15 protein-coding genes are annotated in these 18,340 nt (G+C 53.3%); all 15 read left to right on the forward strand.

All coding sequences use genetic code 11. From position 1 onward, the window contains the following. The first annotated feature begins 123 nt into the window (after positions 1–123). The 15 genes from HGBM_RS14445 to nikB all read left to right on the forward strand — a co-directional run bounded on the left by HGBM_RS14445 (position 124) and on the right by nikB (position 18,328). The gene (locus HGBM_RS14445) at positions 124–1,545 is read left to right on the forward strand and encodes a SpoVR family protein (protein ID WP_019121796.1); all 1,422 of its coding nucleotides are present in this window, start codon (positions 124–126) and stop codon (positions 1,543–1,545) included. 338 nt (positions 1,546–1,883) lie between these two features. Continuing rightward, a complete protein-coding gene (locus tag HGBM_RS14450) occupies positions 1,884–2,798 on the forward strand; it encodes a ketopantoate reductase family protein (RefSeq protein WP_019121797.1) in 915 nt (304 codons plus the stop codon). Positions 2,799–2,800: 2 nt separating this feature from the next. After that, a complete protein-coding gene (locus tag HGBM_RS14455; protein WP_019121798.1) occupies positions 2,801–4,486 on the forward strand; it encodes a sigma-54 interaction domain-containing protein in 1,686 nt (561 codons plus the stop codon). 448 nt (positions 4,487–4,934) lie between these two features. Continuing rightward, a complete protein-coding gene (locus tag HGBM_RS14460) occupies positions 4,935–5,708 on the forward strand; it encodes an SDR family oxidoreductase (protein WP_019121799.1) in 774 nt (257 codons plus the stop codon). A gap of 152 nt (positions 5,709–5,860) precedes the next feature. Further along, the gene (locus HGBM_RS14465; RefSeq protein ID WP_019121800.1) at positions 5,861–7,474 is read left to right on the forward strand and encodes a long-chain-fatty-acid--CoA ligase; all 1,614 of its coding nucleotides are present in this window, start codon (positions 5,861–5,863) and stop codon (positions 7,472–7,474) included. A 5-nt stretch (positions 7,475–7,479) separates the two neighbouring features. Then, on the forward strand, positions 7,480–8,343 hold the full coding sequence (locus tag HGBM_RS14470; protein ID WP_026074427.1) for a branched-chain amino acid ABC transporter permease: 864 nt from the start codon (positions 7,480–7,482) through the stop codon (positions 8,341–8,343). 1 nt (position 8,344) lies between these two features. After that, positions 8,345–9,379 (forward strand): branched-chain amino acid ABC transporter permease, encoded by a 1,035-nt coding sequence (locus HGBM_RS14475; protein WP_019121802.1) that lies wholly within the window; start codon positions 8,345–8,347, stop codon positions 9,377–9,379. After that, positions 9,372–10,142 carry an ABC transporter ATP-binding protein gene (locus tag HGBM_RS14480; protein ID WP_019121803.1) on the forward strand — a complete coding sequence of 257 codons (771 nt, stop codon included), beginning with the start codon at positions 9,372–9,374 and terminating at the stop codon, positions 10,140–10,142. Before HGBM_RS14475 ends, HGBM_RS14480 begins: the two co-directional genes overlap by 8 nt. Beyond that, positions 10,126–10,833, forward strand: a complete 708-nt coding sequence (locus HGBM_RS14485) for an ABC transporter ATP-binding protein (RefSeq protein ID WP_019121804.1) — start codon at positions 10,126–10,128, stop codon at positions 10,831–10,833. Before HGBM_RS14480 ends, HGBM_RS14485 begins: the two co-directional genes overlap by 17 nt. Before the next feature lie 40 nt (positions 10,834–10,873). Then, the gene (locus tag HGBM_RS14490; RefSeq protein ID WP_019121805.1) at positions 10,874–12,088 is read left to right on the forward strand and encodes an ABC transporter substrate-binding protein; all 1,215 of its coding nucleotides are present in this window, start codon (positions 10,874–10,876) and stop codon (positions 12,086–12,088) included. A gap of 44 nt (positions 12,089–12,132) precedes the next feature. Beyond that, positions 12,133–13,302 carry an acyl-CoA dehydrogenase family protein gene (locus tag HGBM_RS14495; RefSeq protein WP_026074429.1) on the forward strand — a complete coding sequence of 390 codons (1,170 nt, stop codon included), beginning with the start codon at positions 12,133–12,135 and terminating at the stop codon, positions 13,300–13,302. Between the two features lie 114 nt (positions 13,303–13,416). Beyond that, complete coding sequence (locus HGBM_RS14500) at positions 13,417–14,391, forward strand: quinone oxidoreductase family protein (RefSeq protein WP_019121807.1); 975 nt, start codon at positions 13,417–13,419, stop codon at positions 14,389–14,391. A gap of 272 nt (positions 14,392–14,663) precedes the next feature. Continuing rightward, positions 14,664–15,746 (forward strand): M42 family metallopeptidase, encoded by a 1,083-nt coding sequence (locus HGBM_RS14510; RefSeq protein WP_019121809.1) that lies wholly within the window; start codon positions 14,664–14,666, stop codon positions 15,744–15,746. Between the two features lie 13 nt (positions 15,747–15,759). Continuing rightward, a complete protein-coding gene (locus tag HGBM_RS27510) occupies positions 15,760–17,322 on the forward strand; it encodes a glutathione ABC transporter substrate-binding protein (RefSeq protein ID WP_019121810.1) in 1,563 nt (520 codons plus the stop codon). 79 nt (positions 17,323–17,401) lie between these two features. Beyond that, positions 17,402–18,328, forward strand: a complete 927-nt coding sequence (gene nikB, locus HGBM_RS14520; RefSeq protein WP_019121811.1) for a nickel ABC transporter permease — start codon at positions 17,402–17,404, stop codon at positions 18,326–18,328. The last annotated feature ends 12 nt before the right edge of the window (positions 18,329–18,340 follow it).

Genomic DNA, 18,340 nt, shown 5'->3' on the forward strand with positions numbered 1-18,340 from the left:
TGTAAAAAAGATAGGAGTCTAATCTGAGTAAATTTCCCAATCCCGCCTGATGGGGTTTATTTTTTCGCCTTCCCCCCATATACATAAAGTAGCAATACAACAGCCTGCTAGGGGGATGAAGAGATGGAACACGACGAACGAAGAGAACTGGAGCGGGCCATTGATGAGATTACGGAGATTGCCAAAGGCTTCGGTCTTGATTTTTACCCCATGCGCTACGAAGTCTGCCCTGCCGACATCATCTATACATTTGGCGCCTACGGAATGCCGACGCGGTTCTCCCACTGGAGCTTTGGAAAGTCGTTCCACAGGATGAAATTGCAGTACGATTTGAATCTCAGCAAAATTTACGAATTGGTGATCAATTCCAACCCCTGCTACGCCTTTCTGCTAGACGGCAACAGTCTGATCCAAAACAAACTGATCGTGGCCCATGTCCTCGGCCACTGCGATTTCTTTAAAAACAACGCCCGCTTCTCCAACACCAACAGGGATATGGTCGAGAGCATGGCGGCCAGTGCGGAGCGCATTCGCCAATACGAGATCATCCACGGCAAAGAGACGGTGGAAAATTTTCTCGACGCCTGCCTGGCGATCCAGGAACACATCGATCCCAGCCTGCTCAGGCCAAAACTGCGCTGGAAGCGGGAGAGCGACGACAGTTTGCAGCCTGCCAAAACGAGCAGGACGCCGACGCCGTACGATGACTTGTGGGGCCTGGAGGACCGCGGAAACGAACCGGAACCGGTAAAACAACCCCGCCGATTCCCGCCGCAGCCGGAAAAGGACTTGATGCTGTTCATTCAGGAGTACAGCACCATCCTGGAGGAATGGCAGCGCGATATCATGACGATTATCCGCGATGAGATGCTCTACTTCTGGCCGCAGATCGAGACGAAGATCATGAACGAAGGCTGGGCCTCCTACTGGCACTCCCGCATCCTCAGAGAACTGGACCTGGCGGAAGACGAGACGATCGATTTTGCCCGGCTGCACGCCTCGGTCATCCAGCCGGCATCGACCAGCATCAATCCGTACCATTTGGGGCTGAAGATTTTTGAGGACATCGAAAAACGCTACGACAATCCGACGAAGGAAGAACAGGAACGCTTTGGACGAAGGCCTGGGAGCGGCCGGGCCAAGATTTTTGAAGTGCGGGAGCTGGATTCGGACATCAGCTTTATCCGCAACTACCTGACCAAGGAACTGGTCCGCGATCTCGATCTGTACCTGTTCGGCAAACAGGGGAACGATTGGGTCGTTACCGAACAAGACTGGGAACAGGTGCGGGATGCGCTGGCCAACGTCCGCGTCAATGCCGGGTTTCCTTATTTGACTGTCGAAGACGGAGACTACCTGCGCGCCGGAGAACTGTATCTGAAGCATCATTATGACGGATTGGAGCTGGACGTGAAGTACGTGGAAAAAACGATGCCTTACGTCCATCAGCTCTGGGGCCGCACCACCCACTTGGAGACGGTGATCGAGGAGAAGCCCGTCATGTTTACCTACGACGGCAAGAAGGTGCAGCGACGGTTCTTGTAGTTAAAAAGGGATCGTATAAATTTTCGGCACTGGCGATTGCCTGTGTCGCCAGTCTGGTTGTAGCGACGTTAACCAAAGGGAATTGTACGGATCTTTTTGTACAATTCCCTTTTGTATGACTGGCTTCTCTAGTGGGATTCCCTCTGGGGTAATGTATGGGGCCCATCTCTGTGTGCGTACTATTTGATTTTGAGGGGGCACGGCAATATCCATCTGGTCCAGCTTGACGATTCAATAATGAATTGGATAAGATAGAGAATAATATTTTGAATATTTTAACTTTATAAATAAACTTTCGGCAGGGCGCAAGCTTACTTTTGTCGGGGAGCGTGAAGCGAATGAAGATTGGTGTGATCGGTTCAGGTGCTGTTGGCGGCTTTTATGGAGCCATGTTGAGAAAAGCAGGACATGAGGTCATTTTTTTGGCAAGGGGCAGACATCTGCAAGCCATGAGAGAAAATGGGCTGCGCGTCATCGCCGACTTCGCTTCCTTCCAAGTGAACGGAACGTTTACCGACAGTCTCAAGAGCGTAAGCATGGCGGAGCTGCTCCTGTTTACCGTCAAATCTACCGATACCAGGGAGACGGCGGCCGCCCTTTCCCCGCTTTTGAAAGCGGATTCATTTGTGCTCACCCTGCAAAATGGGGTGGACAATGAGGAAGTGCTCGCGGAAGTATTCGGAAGAGAGCGTGTCCTGTCAGGGGCAGCCTACCTTTCCTCCCATATCGAGCAGCCGGGGGTGATCCGGCAGCAGGGGCCGTACTCCATTATCATGGGGGCGCTCGCGCCATCTGCCGGGGAGCGGGCGGCAGCGGTGCAGGAGATGTTCCAGGCGTCGGGCATCGAGTGCCGTCTGTCCAAATCCATCCTGGCGCGAAAATGGAACAAATTATTATGGAATGTCACGTTTAACCCGTTATCTGCGGCAGCGAAGGCGACGGTTGGAGAGATCCTCGATTGCCAAGACCTCCGTTCGACAGCGGAACGAGTGCTGCAGGAAGCCGTGCAGATCGGCAGGGCATGCGGCGTGGAAATCAGCCAGCAGGTGATCGACCGGATCTTTCCGGGAGCCGAACAGGTGAGGCATCACAAAACGTCCATGCTGCAAGACAGGGAAAGCGGGAAAAAAATGGAGATCGAATCGCTTTGCGGCTTTTTTGTCAGGAAATCCGCAGCGCTTCGCATGGAGGTCCCGGCCTTGCAGACGCTGTACGGGATATTGAAGTCGATCGAGGCAAAGGAGGTCTCTTAACAATGCTCCCGCTTAGCGAATGGATGGAAGCTGTCCCGTTCCCCCTGGTGGTGACAGAAGCCGGCGGAATCGTTACATGTCACAATCAGCTTTTTGCCGCTGCGTTTGACGATCCGCGAGGCATGGAGAATATCAGGGATGTCTTTCAGCAATGGGAGGAGCTGGGGGAGCATCTGTTCTCGGTCGAATTTCATGGAGACCCGTATCTGCTGCATCGTCATCCCATCGTCCATGAAGGCCAAAAAATGATCTTGTACATGGCTGCCAACGGTTCTCCGCTCAAACTCTTGCAGCAAAAGGTTGCCGAGCTGGACAAGCTGAACCGGGAACTGGACGCCATTATCGAAAACTCCTACGATGCCATCTATATCACAGACAAGCAGGGGACGACGGTCAAAACAAACTCCGCGATCGAGCGGATCACCGGGATCCCCAAGGAATACTACCTTGGCAAAAATACCAGGGCTCTCATGCAGAGGGGAATTTTGAAGGATTCCGTGACCTTTAAAGTATTGAAGCAGAGGCGGCCGGTGACCGTTTTGCAAAAAAACTTTGCCGGCAAAGAGACGTTAATCACCGGAACGCCTGTTTTTAACGAAGCGGGAGAGGTCGAGAAAGTAGTCACCAATATCCGTGATCTTTCCGAATTGAACCAGCTTCACGATGAATTAAAAAAAGCGTTGGAGCTGAACGATCAATACCGGAAGGAACTGGAAAAGATCAAGCCAAAAGCCCGCCTTGATCCCGATGTCATTGTGGAAAGCAAGCGTATGCTGGATATTTATGAGATGGCAGATCGGATTGCCGATTTTGACGCTACGGTGCTGATCCTCGGGGAGACGGGTGTCGGCAAGGATGTATTGGCCCGCCATCTGTACTGCTCGAGCAGCCGGTCTGAAAAGGGGGAATTTATCAAGGTAAACTGTGGGGCGATCCCGCACGACCTGCTGGAATCGGAGCTGTTTGGATATGAAGCCGGAGCGTTTACGGGTGCCAGCCGATTCGGGAAGCCGGGGTTGTTTGAACTCGCCGATAAAGGAGTGCTCTTTTTGGACGAGGTAGGCGAACTGCCGCTCCCGCTTCAGGTGAAACTGCTTCGGGTTTTGCAGGAAAAGCAAATCCGCAAAGTCGGCGGAACGAAACCCAAGAGCGTCGATGTGCGGCTGATCGCAGCGACGAACCGGGATTTGAAAGACATGGTGGAACAAGGGACTTTTCGCGAAGATCTGTATTACCGCTTGCACGTCATCCCGATTTGCGTTCCTCCGCTGCGAGAGCGCAAAGAGGACATTTTGCCGCTGGTTCAATTTTTTCTGCAGCACTTCCAGGAGAAGTATCGCATCACAAAAGAATTCAGTCGCGAAGTGAAGGACTTTTTTTACGATTACCACTGGCCGGGCAATGTTCGGGAATTGTCCAACCTGGTGGAGAGGTTGATCTTGATCGTCGCTTCGGATGTCATCACCCTGGAAGATCTGCCGGACGAGTATCGGGAAAAAACCTCCCATCCCGAAAGCAGAATCAGGTCGCTCAAGGATGTCATCGAGTTGACCGAGCGTGAGCTTCTGGCCATGGCCGTGCAAAAATTCGACACCACATATCAGATCGCGAAAGAATTAGGCACCAGCCAGCCGACGATTGTCCGCAAGCTGAAAAAGTACAGGCTGCAAACATCAAGCCGTCAGTAAGGAGAAGAGGCTTTTATCCAGGCCGTCTTCTTTTTTTTGACCGGAGGGACAATGCTCTGGGGAAAACGCTGGATACATAAGTGAATGATCGATGCAAAAATGACTTAACCACTTGAACCGGGCGGAGCAGCTCATTTCAAACAGACCATTCGCTGATGTGCAGACGATATGAATTCATTCTTGAATCAATGAACGGCAGTATTTAGGTGAAATGGGCTTGGACCGGAACTTGCATTAGAATCGTGAGTGACGAGTCGGTTGGCACGCCGAGGGCCGATTCCAACTAGCCATTGTAAGCGGGAAGCGAAGTCCATGTCTTGTCAAAAAATCGCGAAAAATAACTGTTGTTCGCATGCGGAAAAGGCATACAATATATCATTAAAATATCGAATTTTCTAAATAATACCGACCGGTAGGTATGTTCAAAAAAGGAAGAAGGGATGATCCCATGCATATTCAGGAGCTGTTTCATCTTGGCGGAAAAATTGCCATTGTAACGGGCGGAGGGCGCGGCCTTGGTGAACAGATTGCGATTGGACTGGCGGAAGCCGGCGCTGATGTTGTGGTCTGCTCCCGGAAAAAAGAAGCTTGTGACAGAGTGGCTGAAGCGGTCAAGCAATTAGGCAGAGAAAGCTTGTCGATGGCGTGCGACGTAACCAATCCGGAAGAGATCCGGCGCGTGGTGGAGGAAACAAAAAGGGCATTTGGCAAGATTGACATCCTGATCAATAACTCGGGGATTACGTGGGGCGCCCCTGTCGACAGCTACCCGCTGGAAAAATTCAATCAGATTTTGCAGGTCAACGTAACCGGTTTGTTTTTAATGTCGCAAGCGGTCGGACGCGAAATGGTGGCGCAGCAATACGGCCGGATCGTAAACATCGCTTCCGTGGCCGGTTTGGTCGGCAGCGATCCTCGCTATATGAATGCGATTGGCTATAACGCAAGCAAAGGAGCAGTGATCGCATTGACGCGCGATTTAGCCGTTAAATGGGCCAGTCAGGGGGTTACCGTCAACGCTTTAGCACCCGGATTCTTCCCCAGTAAAATGTCTGCCGGACTCCTGCAAAAATTTGGGGATCAGATTCTGGAACGGACGCCAATGCGCCGATTTGGTGGAGCAAACGACCTGAAAGGAGCCGCCTTGTTCTTCGCATCCGATGCGGCCCGTTACATAACTGGGCAAGTGCTTGCCGTTGACGGAGGGGTGACGGCGACATAACGGACCTTGGCATCGGTATCCTTTCCAAATACCAACTGGTCAGTTAATTTTCCTGCTGATGATCAAGACGCAAAGCTATGGATGACGGAGGTTTTTACGATGAGCGTATGTGCCTTCAGGATTCTTGAAAAGCGGGGAAGGGGGAATTCATCATGGCCCATGTGACTGTTTTTGACGGATTAAGCTACGGGAAGGGAAAAGCGTTCGCATACGACAGGATTTCACTTCCGCAAATGCTTGATCGGACAGCGGATCAATACGCCGATCGGACTGCTGTCACTTTCTACCAACAGCGGTTGACATACGGCCAATTGCAGGAAATCACGCGAAAAGTGGCCGCTGCCTTGTATCAATCCGGTGTCGGAAAAGGCGACAGGGTAGGCATCATGCTGCCCAATTGCCCGCAGTATGTAGCGGCTTTCTACGGTGTCCTGCGGCGGGGAGCAGTCGTCGTGCAGGTAAACCCCTTGTATGCGGAACGGGAGATTGAGCATGTCCTGGAGGATTCCGGTGCCGAGGTGCTGTTTGTATTCGCCGATCTGTACGCCAAACTGCGCAGGATGGCAGGGTATGCAAATCTGAAAAAAGTAATTGTCGCCTCTTTTGCTCCCGCCAGCCTTGCGCTTGAACAAAATGCGACCGGATGGGAAAGCTTTCTCGATTCGGCACAGCCTGTACCGGATGAATCGGTCGATCCGGAGGAAGATGTGGCCGTCCTGCAATATACGGGAGGGACCACGGGCCGTTCCAAGGGTGCGATGCTGACTCATCGCAATTTGGTTGCCAATGCCCAGCAAGGCAAAGAACTGGGGAGCGAACAACCGTTGACCGAGGGAGACAAAATTTTGACCGTCATTCCCCTGTTTCACGTCTATGGAATGACTTGTGCGATGAATCTGGGAATCCTGACCGCAACCAACGTCATCCTGCTTCCCCGGTTCGACGTACGTGAAGTGTTGGAGACGATAAAAGAGCATAGGCCGACCTATTTCCCCGGTGTCCCGACCATGTACGTCGCGTTGAATTCGTATCCGGACGCGGATCAGTACGGAATCGACGCCATTCGGATTTGCAATAGCGGTTCGGCCCCGCTTCCGGTAGAGCTGATGCATTCATTTGAACAGAAGACGGGAGCCAACATGTATGAAGGCTACGGGCTTTCAGAGGCTTCGCCCACCACGCACTCCAATCCCCGCAACTCATCGAAAAAACCGGGTAGCATCGGCCTTCCGCTGCCCGGCACGGAAGCGCGGATTGTCGATCACACGACGGGTACGCGAACGCTGCCGATCGGCGAGGTGGGGGAATTGGTGATTCGGGGGCCGCAGGTGATGAAGGGGTATTGGAACATGCCGGCGGAAACCGCAAACGCCCTTCGCGACGGCTGGCTCTATACCGGTGACATGGCCAGAATGGACGAAGATGGGTTCTTTTACATCGTCGACCGCAAAAAAGACATGATTATCGCAAGCGGATACAATGTGTACCCGCGAGAAATCGAGGAGGTGCTCTACATGCACCCCGCTGTCCTGGAAGCGGTAGCTGCCGGCGTGCCCGACGAGTATCGGGGAGAGACGGTCAAGGCATTTATCGTCCTGAAACCCGGCCAAAGCGCCACGCCTGAGGAAATCGAAGGCTTCTGCCGGCAGCACCTCGCCGCTTTTAAAGTGCCGCGCCTGATCGAATTCCGCGAGTCGCTCCCGAAAACGGCGGTCGGAAAAATTCTGCGCCGGGTACTGGCGGAAGAAGCCAAGAAACAGGGGTGATGGAAGTGGAACTGTTCTTTCAACAGATCGTCAATGGCCTGGTGCTCGGCAGTGTATACAGTCTGGTTGCCCTCGGCATCACATTGATCTACGGGATCATGCAGCTGCCAAACTTTGCCCACGGTCACCTGTACATGCTCGGGGCTTACCTGACCTTGTTCATGATGACGATGTACGGATTTCATTACTGGCCGGCCATTCTCGTCTCGGTAGCCGTGCTTGTCCTGATCGGGATGCTGCTGGAGAGACTGGTGTTTCGACCGCTTCATAACGCCCCCCATATCAACTCGATGATTGCGGCGGTAGGCGTCATGCTGTTTATCGAAGCGCTCGCCCGCAAAATGTGGGGATCGGATTACCACCGCCTCGATTCGCCGTACGAAGATGCCATATCCCTATTCGGACTCACGATCACCCAGCAGCGGCTTATCATCATCATCGCCGCGATCGTGCTGATGATCGGGCTTAACCTGTTCCTGAAACGAACGGTTATCGGCTCGACGATCGAAGCGATGGCGCAAAACCGGGAAGGGGCCTTCCTCGTCGGGATTAACGCCAACAAGGTATCGCTGCTGACGTTTGGGATTGCGTCCGGGCTTGCAGCTGCCGCCGCATCTCTGGCTGCCCCGATCAACCTTGTTTACCCCTCGATGGGGGCCATGGTGAATCTCAAAGCGTTTGTCATTATTGTCCTGGGAGGGATGGGGAGTATACCTGGTGCGGTACTCGGCGGGTATATCCTCGGACTGGCGGAAAGCATATCAGGGACGTACATCAACAGTGAGTATAAAGACCTGGCAGCGTTTGTCATCCTGGTGCTGATCTTAACCCTGAAACCGACCGGATTGTTCGCAAAGGAGGCCCGATAATATGAAAAAAAATCCGGTTCATAACCGGGTTTCAAAACTTGCGGTCCCCGTGCTGACCCTGATTGCTGCCGCAATCCCCCTGCTCACTTCCAATACCTATTACCTGGATATTTTTATCAAGGTGTTTATCTGGACAATCGCTGTCAGCGGCATGAACATCATCGCCGGATACACCGGACAGCTGTCATTGGCACACGCCGGTTTTTTTGGAATCGGGGCGTATGCATTGGGTCTATTGATGACAAAGGCGGAGATGCCGTTTCTCCCTTCACTTGCGATCGCCGTAGTGCTGACCGGGCTTGTAGGCAGTGTCGTGGGAGTCATCTCGCTTCGCTTAAAAGGACATTATTTTGCGATTTTTTCTCTCTGTGTCGGTGTCATCATCCTGCTGATCATTGAGAAATGGGAATCGCTGACAGAAGGGGTTCGCGGACTGCTCGGCATTCCGATTCCGAAGATCGGATCGCTTGAATTTGCGACCATTTCAGCCCAGTACTACTTGATTCTGTTTTTCCTCATACTGACGCTGCTGGTGAACCGCCGGGTGATTCATTCCCTGGTCGGGCGAACGTTCCTATCCATCCGGAACAGCGAAGAACTGGCGGAGGCGCTTGGCATTAACGTCATGCAGAGCAAAATCCTCGCCTTTGTCTACTCGACCGTATTGGCCGGTTTGGCCGGAGCTTTGTATGCGGGCTATATCCGTTTCCTGGGACCCGATATTGCCAATGTGGAGCATACGTTTGACATGCTGCTGTACCTGTTGGTCGGCGGAATCAGCACGCTTTGGGGGCCGCTGGTTGGAACCGCGCTGGTGACCGTCTTGATGCAATGGCTGCAATCCTGGCAGGAGTACCGCATGATCATTTTCGGCCCCATTCTCGTCATTCTCGTGATGTTTCTGCCGTACGGCATTATCGGAGCCTTTGTCCGGCGAAAAATGAAACGGCAATGGGAACAGGAAATGCAGGAGAATTCCATCGAACGGCCGGGAATGCGGGACCAGCGGCTTGCGGGAGGGGAACTTGATGCTTAAAGCGGAGAGATTGACGAAGCGTTTTGGCGGCAATACGGCTGTCAATGCGGTTGATTTTACGATCAACCAGGGAGAAATTACCGCGATCATCGGGCCGAACGGGGCGGGAAAGACGACATTCTTCCATTTAATCAGCGGGTTCCACAGACCCACCTCCGGCCGCTTGCTGCTTGAAGGCAAGGACGTAACGAAAAAGCCGCCCTATCACATGGCGAAAATCGGGGTGGCCCGCACATTTCAAACCACGAAACTGTTTGCGGAGGCAGCCGTCATCGACAACCTGATGATCGGTCATCGGCTGCGGACCAGAAGCGGGTTTTGGGATGCCGTGATTCGTACCAGGCGCTACCGGACAGAAGAAGAGAAATGCAGGGAGAAAGCGCTGCAAGTGCTCGAATTTGTCGGAGCCTCTGATTTGGCGAACCGACCGGTGGCAAGCATCCCGCAGGAAGCCCAGAAGAGAGTCGCGATCGCCTTGGCATTGTCTACAGACCCGAAACTCGTGCTTCTGGACGAACCGGCAGCCGGCATTAATGCGGATGAAACAAACGGCCTCGCCGATCTGATCAAAAAAATGAAACAAGCGGGTCTGACCGTTTGCATCATCGAGCACAAGATGCAGATGATCATGAACCTTGCCGACAGAATCATGGTGCTGAACCAGGGGACGAAGATTGCGGAAGGCGCACCGGAAGAAATCAGTCGAAATGAATCGGTGATTGAGGCTTACCTGGGAGGTGCGCACCATGCTCAAGCTCGTTGACGTTTCTGTCAGGTACGGCAGCTTCAAAGCGCTTCATTCCATCAACCTGGAGATAAACGAAGGAGAACTCGTCGTCCTGCTTGGCGCGAACGGCGCGGGAAAAAGCACCATCTTTCGGACAATCAGCGGTCTGGTAAAGCCGGCTTCGGGCGAACTTCATTTTAACGGGAAGGAGATCGGGGGATGGTCGCCGGACAGGATCGTCAAAGCCGGAATCGCCCAATGCCCGGAAGGCAGGAAGCTTTTTCTGGAGATGTCCGTCGTAAAAAATCTGATCTTGGGCGGCTTTGTACACCGCAAGGATAAAGCGGAGATAGCGCGGTCATTGCAGCACATGTTTGAATTGTTTCCGATTTTGTATGAGAAAAAAGACCAAGCTGCAGGCTCTTTGAGCGGAGGCCAGCAGCAAATGGTTGCCATTGCCCGCGCTTTAATGGCGAAGCCGAAATTGCTGCTGCTCGACGAGCCTTCAATCGGACTGGCTCCATTAGTCGTGGAACAAATGTTTCAGACCATAGCCGAAATCAATCGCAGCGGAACGAGCGTCCTGCTCGCGGAGCAAAATGCATATGCTGCCCTGCAGATTGCCCACCGCGGCTATATCATCGAGAACGGGCGGCTTGTTTTGGAAGGGTCCAGCGGCAGATTGCGAAACAATGAAGAGGTCAGACGGGCATACCTGGGTGCCTGACAGGTGGAAGAATCAATTGGAACAGAAGGGAGAGGGTCAAATGAAAGGAAAACGGAATGTTCTGCTTGCCTTGTCTGCCGCCGCTTCACTGCTCTTTCTGACAGCGTGCGGCAACCAGGCTGCTTCAGGCGGCGACAGCGCAGGCAGCAGCGGGAGCGGGCAGGCGAGAGAAGTTGCCATCGGGTGGTCCGGACCTCAGAGCGGCGGCCAGGCCCTTTATGGAAAAAACACATTAAATGGCTTGCAAATGGCAATCGATGACATGAATGCCGCCGGCGGAATCAAGGTAGGGTCAGATACGGTGAAACTGAAGCTGGAAGCGCTGGATGACAAGTATCTTCCAAACGAAACGGCGACAAATGCCCGCCGGCTGAGATCTGAAAACAAAGCCACGATTATCTTTACTCCACATTCGGGCGGTGTATTTGCCCTGCAAACCTTCAACGTACAAGAAAAATTCCTGATCGCAGCTTACACCAGCGAACCAAAAGTGACGGAAGCCAATAACCCTTTAACCGTCCGGATTCCTCCCAGTTATGACAACTATCCGAAAACTTTCTCGGAAGAAATGATGAACCGCTTCGGCAAAAAGGCAGCACTCGTTCCTGGCACCCACCAGTACGCCAAAGATTGGAGCGCGCTGTTTAAACAGACATGGACCGGGCTGGGCGGTGAAATCGTAGCGGAAAATCCGGTGGACTACAACAAAGAGAGCGATTTCGCGCCTGCTGTTACGAAAGCGCTTGCCGCAAAGCCCGATGTGCTGTTCGTCGGCGGCGCTTCCCAACCAACGGCCCTAGTGATCAAAGCTGCGCGGGATCAAGGCTTTAGCGGCGGATTCATCGTCATGGACCAAGCCAAATTGGAAGAGATGGAACCGATTTTGAAAGATCCGAAATTGCTGGAAGGCTTTATCGGGGTCAATCCTGCTTCCCTGTATCCGACGGAGGGGACGAAAAAATTCGTGGAACGCTACAAAAAGAAGTTTGGTGCGGACAAAGTCCCTACCTCTGAAGTGGCGTACCACTACATGGCCATGCACGTATTTGCCAAAGCGATGGAACTGGCCGGAACGACGGATGATGCCGCCGCCATTCGCGCGAAGATCGCTGAGGCTTGCAAACAGCTCTCCGATGACGACATACCGTCGCTGGCCAAAGGTATCACGGAAGACGGAGCCTTGATCGTCGTACCGCGGGCAACAACCATGAAAGAGGGCAAATACGTTCAAATTCCACTTCCTGTCAAACAGTGATGGCAGGCGCCGGGCTGAGCGATCAGATAAAAGGAGACGATACCATGTATTTGCGGTTAAACGAAGAACAGAAGATGATCCAAAAAACGGTCAGAAAATTCGTTGAAAAAGAGCTGATGCCCCTCGAACCGGACGTACTGCGAAAGGAAAGAGAGGGCAAACCGGGCATTACGCCTGAACAAAAAAAAGAACTCCAATCAAAAGCAAAGCATCTCGGATTTTGGGGCATCAACACGCCTGCGGAATACGGCGGGGCAAACCTGGGGCAGATGATGCAGGCGATCGTTGCGATGGAATTGGCCCGAACTTTCGTGCCTTTCAACTTTGGCGGTTATGCCGACAACATCCTCTATTACGGCAACGAACAACAAAAAAAGAAGTATCTGATTCCTACCATCAATGGCGACAGGATTTCATGCTTCGCCTTTACCGAGCCGGGAGCGGGTTCAGATACCAGGCGTATCGGCATGCGGGCGGAAAAAGACGGGAACGAGTGGGTATTAAACGGAGAAAAAGTCTTTATCACAAACGGAAATGAAGCCGATTTTGCGATGGTATTTGCGGTCACAGACAAACAGCAGCAGGGACAGGGAGGCGGCGTAACCTGTTTCCTCGTCGACCGTGACATGGGATGGAAATCGGAGTACATCCATACAATGGGAGAGTGGGGGCCGGCTTCCCTGATCTTTGAGAACGTACGGGTACCGGAAGAAAATATCCTGGGAGAATTGCACGGCGGGTATCAACTCGGCTTGGAGTGGATTGGATTTGCCCGCTGGATTGTCGGAGCAAGAGCGGTTGGCGCAGCGGAACGTCTGCTTCAAATGGCGATTGATTACGCCAAGCAGCGGGTGACATTTGGGCAGCCCATCGCAGAGCGGCAGGCCATCCAGTGGATGATTGCCGATTCGGCGGTTGAGATCGAAGCGGCCAGATGGTTGGTCTTTCACGCCGCCTGGATGCTGGATCAGGGCATGGACAATCGCCATTACGCTTCCATGGCAAAGCTGTTTGGCGCCAACATGGGGAATAGGGTCGTCGACCGCGTTCTGCAAATCCACGGCGGGATGGGCTATACCAAGGAGCTGCCGATCGAGCGCTGGTACCGGGAAGCAAGGTTGTGGCGCATCTACGACGGGACGGATGAAATACAGAGACTGATCATTTCCCGAAATTTGCTGAAAGGGCATGTAAAACTGGGAGAGTCGATGTAGGAAGGATCTCCGATGGGGAGGGAAGGACTGAAGCTTCGTTTATGACGGGTTCGGATGTGCTTGAGGGCGGAGGTTGGTTAATCACGTAACACAACAGATGGGGGATGATCGTGAATGAAGGCGATCCAATTTCGGGAGTATGGAACACCTGATGTGCTGCAAGTGGTCGATGTCCCCGTGCCAACCGCAAAACCGGGTGAAGTGCTGGTACAGGTCAAAGCAGTCGGGGTAAACTTTGCGGACACCATGCGCCGTCGGAATCGATATTTGGCGAAAACCCCGCTTCCTTACATTCCCGGTTCGGAGGTAGCAGGTGTGATTGCGGAGGTTTCACCTGGGATCACCGATTACCGGGTGGGGGACCGGGTCGTTGCCTTAACCGGCAGCGGGTGCTATACGGAGTCCGTGGCTCTCCCCGTAAATGCCATTTTTCCCATTCCGGAACAAGTAGATTTTGACCAGGCAGCCGCCTTGCTGCTTCAAGGGCTTACCGCTTACCATGTATTGCGGACGTCGGGACAGCTCGCTCCAGGTGAGTCCGTATTGGTTCATGCCGCAGCGGGAGGAGTGGGAACACTGGCTGTTCAGTTGGCAAAACTGTGGGGAGCAGGGCAGGTGATCGCTGCGGCAAGCAGTTCGCAGAAGCTGGAGCTGGCCCTCTCTCTCGGAGCGGATGTCGGGATCAATTATTCAGAGCCGGATTGGAACGACCAGGTGATGGAACACACAAATGGGAAAGGCGTCGATATCGTTCTGGAAATGGTTGGGGGAGAGGTTTTCAAGAAAAGCATTGGTTGCCTGGCGACGTTCGGGCGCCTCGTCATCTACGGTCGAGCGGGTGCCGAAACAACCCAGTTTGATCCTTCTGTCCTGATGCAGCGCAACACCAGTGTCGTCGGCTTCTGGTTGACGCGGATCATGCAGCGTCCGGCCTTGTACAGGGAGAGCATACTGGAGTTGCTGCGCTATGTGGGTGAGGGGACATTGCAATTGATCATCGGGGAAAGGGTGCCGCTGACAGAAGCGAGAAGGGCTCACGAACTTCTGGAGGGGCGTCAGACAACAGGCAAGGTGCTGTTAATTCCCTGAGCTTCACCGTTGAAAGCTTTGCTTTTGAATAGCAAAGCTTTTTTGCTTGTGGAAGAACTGCATCGCATTCATCAGCTCTCGCTGCGTTCCACGTATGATAAATCCGATGATGACAAAAACGACAAAAAACGCAGAACCCCCCATGCTACAGAATTTTAGTATAAGTGAAAATAATCTTATTTTCAGATAATAAATCCTACTTGACAAGTAAGATTTGTTGGAATAAATTATTAAATACTATATCTTATCACAATCAAGAAAGAAGAGTAATCATGGAGAAAATCTTGAGGGAGTTGTGTTCACTCACCGGGCCGTGCGGCTTCGAGCATGAAGTCGCCCGCTATATCGTGTCAAGAGCGGAGGGGTGGGCGGACGAAGTACGGGTGGATGGCCTGGGAAATGTCTTTGTGGTCAAAAGGGGGAAAAACCCGGGTCCGCGCCTGATCGTGTCGGCACATATGGACGAAATCGGATTTATTGTCAAGAAAATTGAGCCAAACGGATTGATTCGGTTTGAAAAACTTGGCGGGCATGACGATCGGATTTTGCTGTCGCAAAAGGTCCGCATCTTGACGGAAGAGGGGCCGCTTTTGGGGGTAATCGGCACCATTTCTGCTCACATGGCCAAGTATGACAATGTCCAGAAGGTGCGAAAGCATTCAGAGATGTACATAGATGTAGGCGCTGAGAGCAAGGAAGCGGCCGAAACGCTGGGAATCCGCGTCGGCGACCCGATCAGTTGGGCCACGGAAGTGGAGCGCTTGGGCAGTAACCGGCTGGTGGGCAAGGCATTCGACGACAGGGCAGGATGCGCTGTGCTGCTGAAAGCCCTGGAAGAGACGGACTTCACACAGGTGTACGGTGAGGTATGCGGCGTGTTTTCTGTTCAGGAAGAAGTGGGACTGCGCGGGGCCAAGGTCGCGGGCCAGCAGTACGGGGCAGATGTGGCCCTGGCGATCGATACGACGCCGGCCAGCGATACGCCGGAAGAGATGATGGATCAGACGCTTGTCCTCGGCCAGGGACCGGGCGTCAAAATCATGGACTTCAGCCTGATTGCCAGCAAAGCGGTGAGAAAGAAACTGATGACGCTGGCCAAGCGGCACAGCATTCCCTGTCAGCCGGAGGTGTTCCCCGGAATCGGCACGGACGCGGGTTCGCTGCATACTTCACAGGGGGGAATCCCGACGGGCGTGCTGTCCATCCCGTCCCGCTACGCGCATTCCTCGGTTGAAGTGATCGATCTGAGGGATTTGGAGCATACGGCGGAATTGCTTAAGGCCTTTATTCTCGACATGCGCAATGCTGATGAATTTGCTTTTTTGCAAAGGGTACAACGACCTAGAACGACTTAGCGGAGGAAAGACGATGAAGAAGAGACTATTCAGCTTGACATCACTCGCACTGGCGGCAGCCTTGATGCTGACCGCTTGCGGAGGCGGGGCTGGCACCGCCGGCACCGGACAGCAGGCAGGAGATTCCGCTGCGAAGGGCGGAGCGAAAACGCTCACTGTCGCCCAAGCCGCTGACGCGGTGACGCTTGACCCGCAAAAGACAAACGACACGGCGTCGGCCAATCCGATGCAACAAATCTACAATACGCTGATCGACCTGACGCCGGATATGCAGCTTAAGCCTGCGCTGGCCGAAGAGTGGAAGCAGGTAGACGATTACACCTGGGAGTTCAAACTGCGCAAGGGCGTAAAGTTTCACAATGGGGAAGAATTGAAAGCATCCGATGTGAAATTTACCTATGATCGTCTGCTCGATCCGAAAACGTCTGCCACGCCGGCCTTCCTCCTCGCATCGGTGAAAGAGGTGAAAGTGGTCGACGACTACACGGTGCAGCTCGTCACCAAGGAAAAGTTCGCGCCGATTTTGTACAATCTGACGCACATCGGCACCGCCATTCTCAATGAAAAAGCGGTGAAAGAGACAGGAGACAATTACGGCGTCAATCCGGTTGGAACGGGGCCGTTCAAGTTTGTCAAATGGGACAAGTCATCGCAAATCGTCCTCGAACAGAACAAAGATTATTTTGAAGGCCCGGCCAAGCTGGATGCGATTACGTTCCGGATCATCCCGGAGGCCGCCACTTCCGTCGCTGAACTGCGCACCGGGGGCGTGGATGTCGTCCTGGACCTTCCGCCGCAGCAGGTAAAACAATTTGACAACAGCGATAAGGTGACGGTCGACAAAGCGCCCAGTTTCGCCTTGAAATACCTTGGCTTTGACCAGCGGCAGAAACCGTTTGACAATGTCAAAGTGCGCCAGGCGGTCAACTACGCGATTGACAAGGAAGCGCTTGTCAAAGGCGCTTACCAGGGAATCGCCAATGTCTCCACCGGTCCGTTGGCTCCCGGCATCAACGGCTTCAACGAAAACCTGAAGGGGTACGAATACAACCCGGAAAAGGCCAAGGAACTGCTGAAAGAAGCAGGCTACCCCAATGGCTTCAAAACCACGTTGTACTTGAGCGACAAAGAGATCGACAGCAAGCTTGGCACGATCATTCAGTCCCAACTGAAAGAAGTTGGCATCAACGTAAATCTGCAGGTGATCGAATGGGGCGCCTTCCTGGCGGAAACGGCCAAGGGGCTGCCGATGTACCTGCTTAGCTGGACGACGGTGACAGGGGATGCCGACAACGGCATGTACGCCCTGTTCCATTCCAAAAACCAGGGTCAGGCAGGCAACCGCACCTTCTATGCGAACGAGGAAGTGGACAAGCTGCTGGATACGGGAAGGACCGAGAGCGATCCGGCGACACGGGTGCAAGCTTATCAAAAGGCGCAGGAAATCATTTATAACGATGCCGTCTGGGCATTCTTGACGACCGGTCAAAGCATTGTTGCACGGAACAAACGCGTGCATGGATTTGTCAATATGCCGACGCAAAACTACAAATTCTACCCGGTTAGCGTCGAGTAACACCATTACTGTGGGGGCTCTTCCCCCACAGTAATTCTCTTTTTATTCTTTTTGCCGCGAAAAAGAAAAGGGGAATCTCATGCTGAAACTCATATTGAAACGAATTGTTATGCTTGTTCCGGTGTTGATCGGGGTATCGGTGATCGTTTTTGTCCTGATGCAGCTTACCCCGGGGGATCCCGCCCAAATCATGTTGGGGCCGCAGGCGTCGGAACAGGACGTGGCCAATATGCGCGAGCAGCTCGGTCTTAACGATCCGCTGTACATTCAGTACTTTCGCTTTTTGGCCGGAATTTTGACATTTGACATGGGAACCTCCATCAAGGACGGACAAAGCGTGTTTGCCAGCATTATGAACCACTTTCCGCCGACCGTGGAGCTGACGATCGCGGCGATGTTTGTCGCCTTGTTAATCGGCATTCCGGCAGGCATTGTCTCTTCTACCAGGCAGTATTCCTTTTTTGACAACACGGCGACCTTGGCCTCCCTCGTCGGCTTTTCCATTCCGAATTTTTGGCTGGGCATCATGCTGATTCTCGTTTTTGCCGTACAACTGGGATGGCTGCCGGTCTCCGGATATGGCGGAGGAGAGTACCTGGTCCTGCCCGCGATCACGCTGGGGACGCAGACGGCTGCAGTGGTGACGCGCATGACCCGCTCCAGCATGCTTGAGGTCATGCGGCAGGATTACATCCGTTCCGCAAGAGCAAAGGGATTGGCAGAGCGGACGGTCATCTTCCGCCACGCTTTTCGCAATGCGCTGATTCCTGTTGTAACGGTGGTCGGTCTGCAGGTCGGGACGCTGCTGGAGGGGGCGATTTTGACTGAATCGATTTTTTCCTGGCCCGGCATCGGCCGCTTCATGATTGATGCCATCCGCGCCAAGGATTTCCCCACCGTACAGGGCAGCGTCATCTTCGTCACCTTTGTGATCGTCGTCGTCAACCTGTTGGTCGACATTATGTATGCCTACATTGATCCGCGGATCAAATCACAGTTGAAATAGGAGGGCCATGCG

The sequence above is a fragment of the Brevibacillus massiliensis genome, assembly GCF_000311785.1.
Lineage (GTDB): Bacteria > Bacillota > Bacilli > Brevibacillales > Brevibacillaceae > Brevibacillus_C > Brevibacillus_C massiliensis.

Excerpts from the sequence above, each read along its gene's own strand:
- HGBM_RS14500 (WP_019121807.1), top strand. The coding sequence starts at position 13,417 with ATGAAGGCGATCCAATTTCGGGAGTATGGAACACCTGATGTGCTGCAA.
- HGBM_RS14495 (WP_026074429.1), top strand. The coding sequence starts at position 12,133 with ATGTATTTGCGGTTAAACGAAGAACAGAAGATGATCCAAAAAACGGTC.
- HGBM_RS14445 (WP_019121796.1), top strand. The coding sequence starts at position 124 with ATGGAACACGACGAACGAAGAGAACTGGAGCGGGCCATTGATGAGATT.
- HGBM_RS14455 (WP_019121798.1), top strand. The coding sequence starts at position 2,801 with ATGCTCCCGCTTAGCGAATGGATGGAAGCTGTCCCGTTCCCCCTGGTG.
- HGBM_RS14480 (WP_019121803.1), top strand. The coding sequence starts at position 9,372 with ATGCTTAAAGCGGAGAGATTGACGAAGCGTTTTGGCGGCAATACGGCT.
- HGBM_RS14460 (WP_019121799.1), top strand. The coding sequence starts at position 4,935 with ATGCATATTCAGGAGCTGTTTCATCTTGGCGGAAAAATTGCCATTGTA.
- HGBM_RS14475 (WP_019121802.1), top strand. The coding sequence starts at position 8,345 with ATGAAAAAAAATCCGGTTCATAACCGGGTTTCAAAACTTGCGGTCCCC.
- HGBM_RS14485 (WP_019121804.1), top strand. The coding sequence starts at position 10,126 with ATGCTCAAGCTCGTTGACGTTTCTGTCAGGTACGGCAGCTTCAAAGCG.
- HGBM_RS14465 (WP_019121800.1), top strand. The coding sequence starts at position 5,861 with ATGGCCCATGTGACTGTTTTTGACGGATTAAGCTACGGGAAGGGAAAA.
- nikB (WP_019121811.1), top strand. The coding sequence starts at position 17,402 with ATGCTGAAACTCATATTGAAACGAATTGTTATGCTTGTTCCGGTGTTG.
- HGBM_RS14490 (WP_019121805.1), top strand. The coding sequence starts at position 10,874 with ATGAAAGGAAAACGGAATGTTCTGCTTGCCTTGTCTGCCGCCGCTTCA.
- HGBM_RS27510 (WP_019121810.1), top strand. The coding sequence starts at position 15,760 with ATGAAGAAGAGACTATTCAGCTTGACATCACTCGCACTGGCGGCAGCC.
- HGBM_RS14510 (WP_019121809.1), top strand. The coding sequence starts at position 14,664 with ATGGAGAAAATCTTGAGGGAGTTGTGTTCACTCACCGGGCCGTGCGGC.
- HGBM_RS14450 (WP_019121797.1), top strand. The coding sequence starts at position 1,884 with ATGAAGATTGGTGTGATCGGTTCAGGTGCTGTTGGCGGCTTTTATGGA.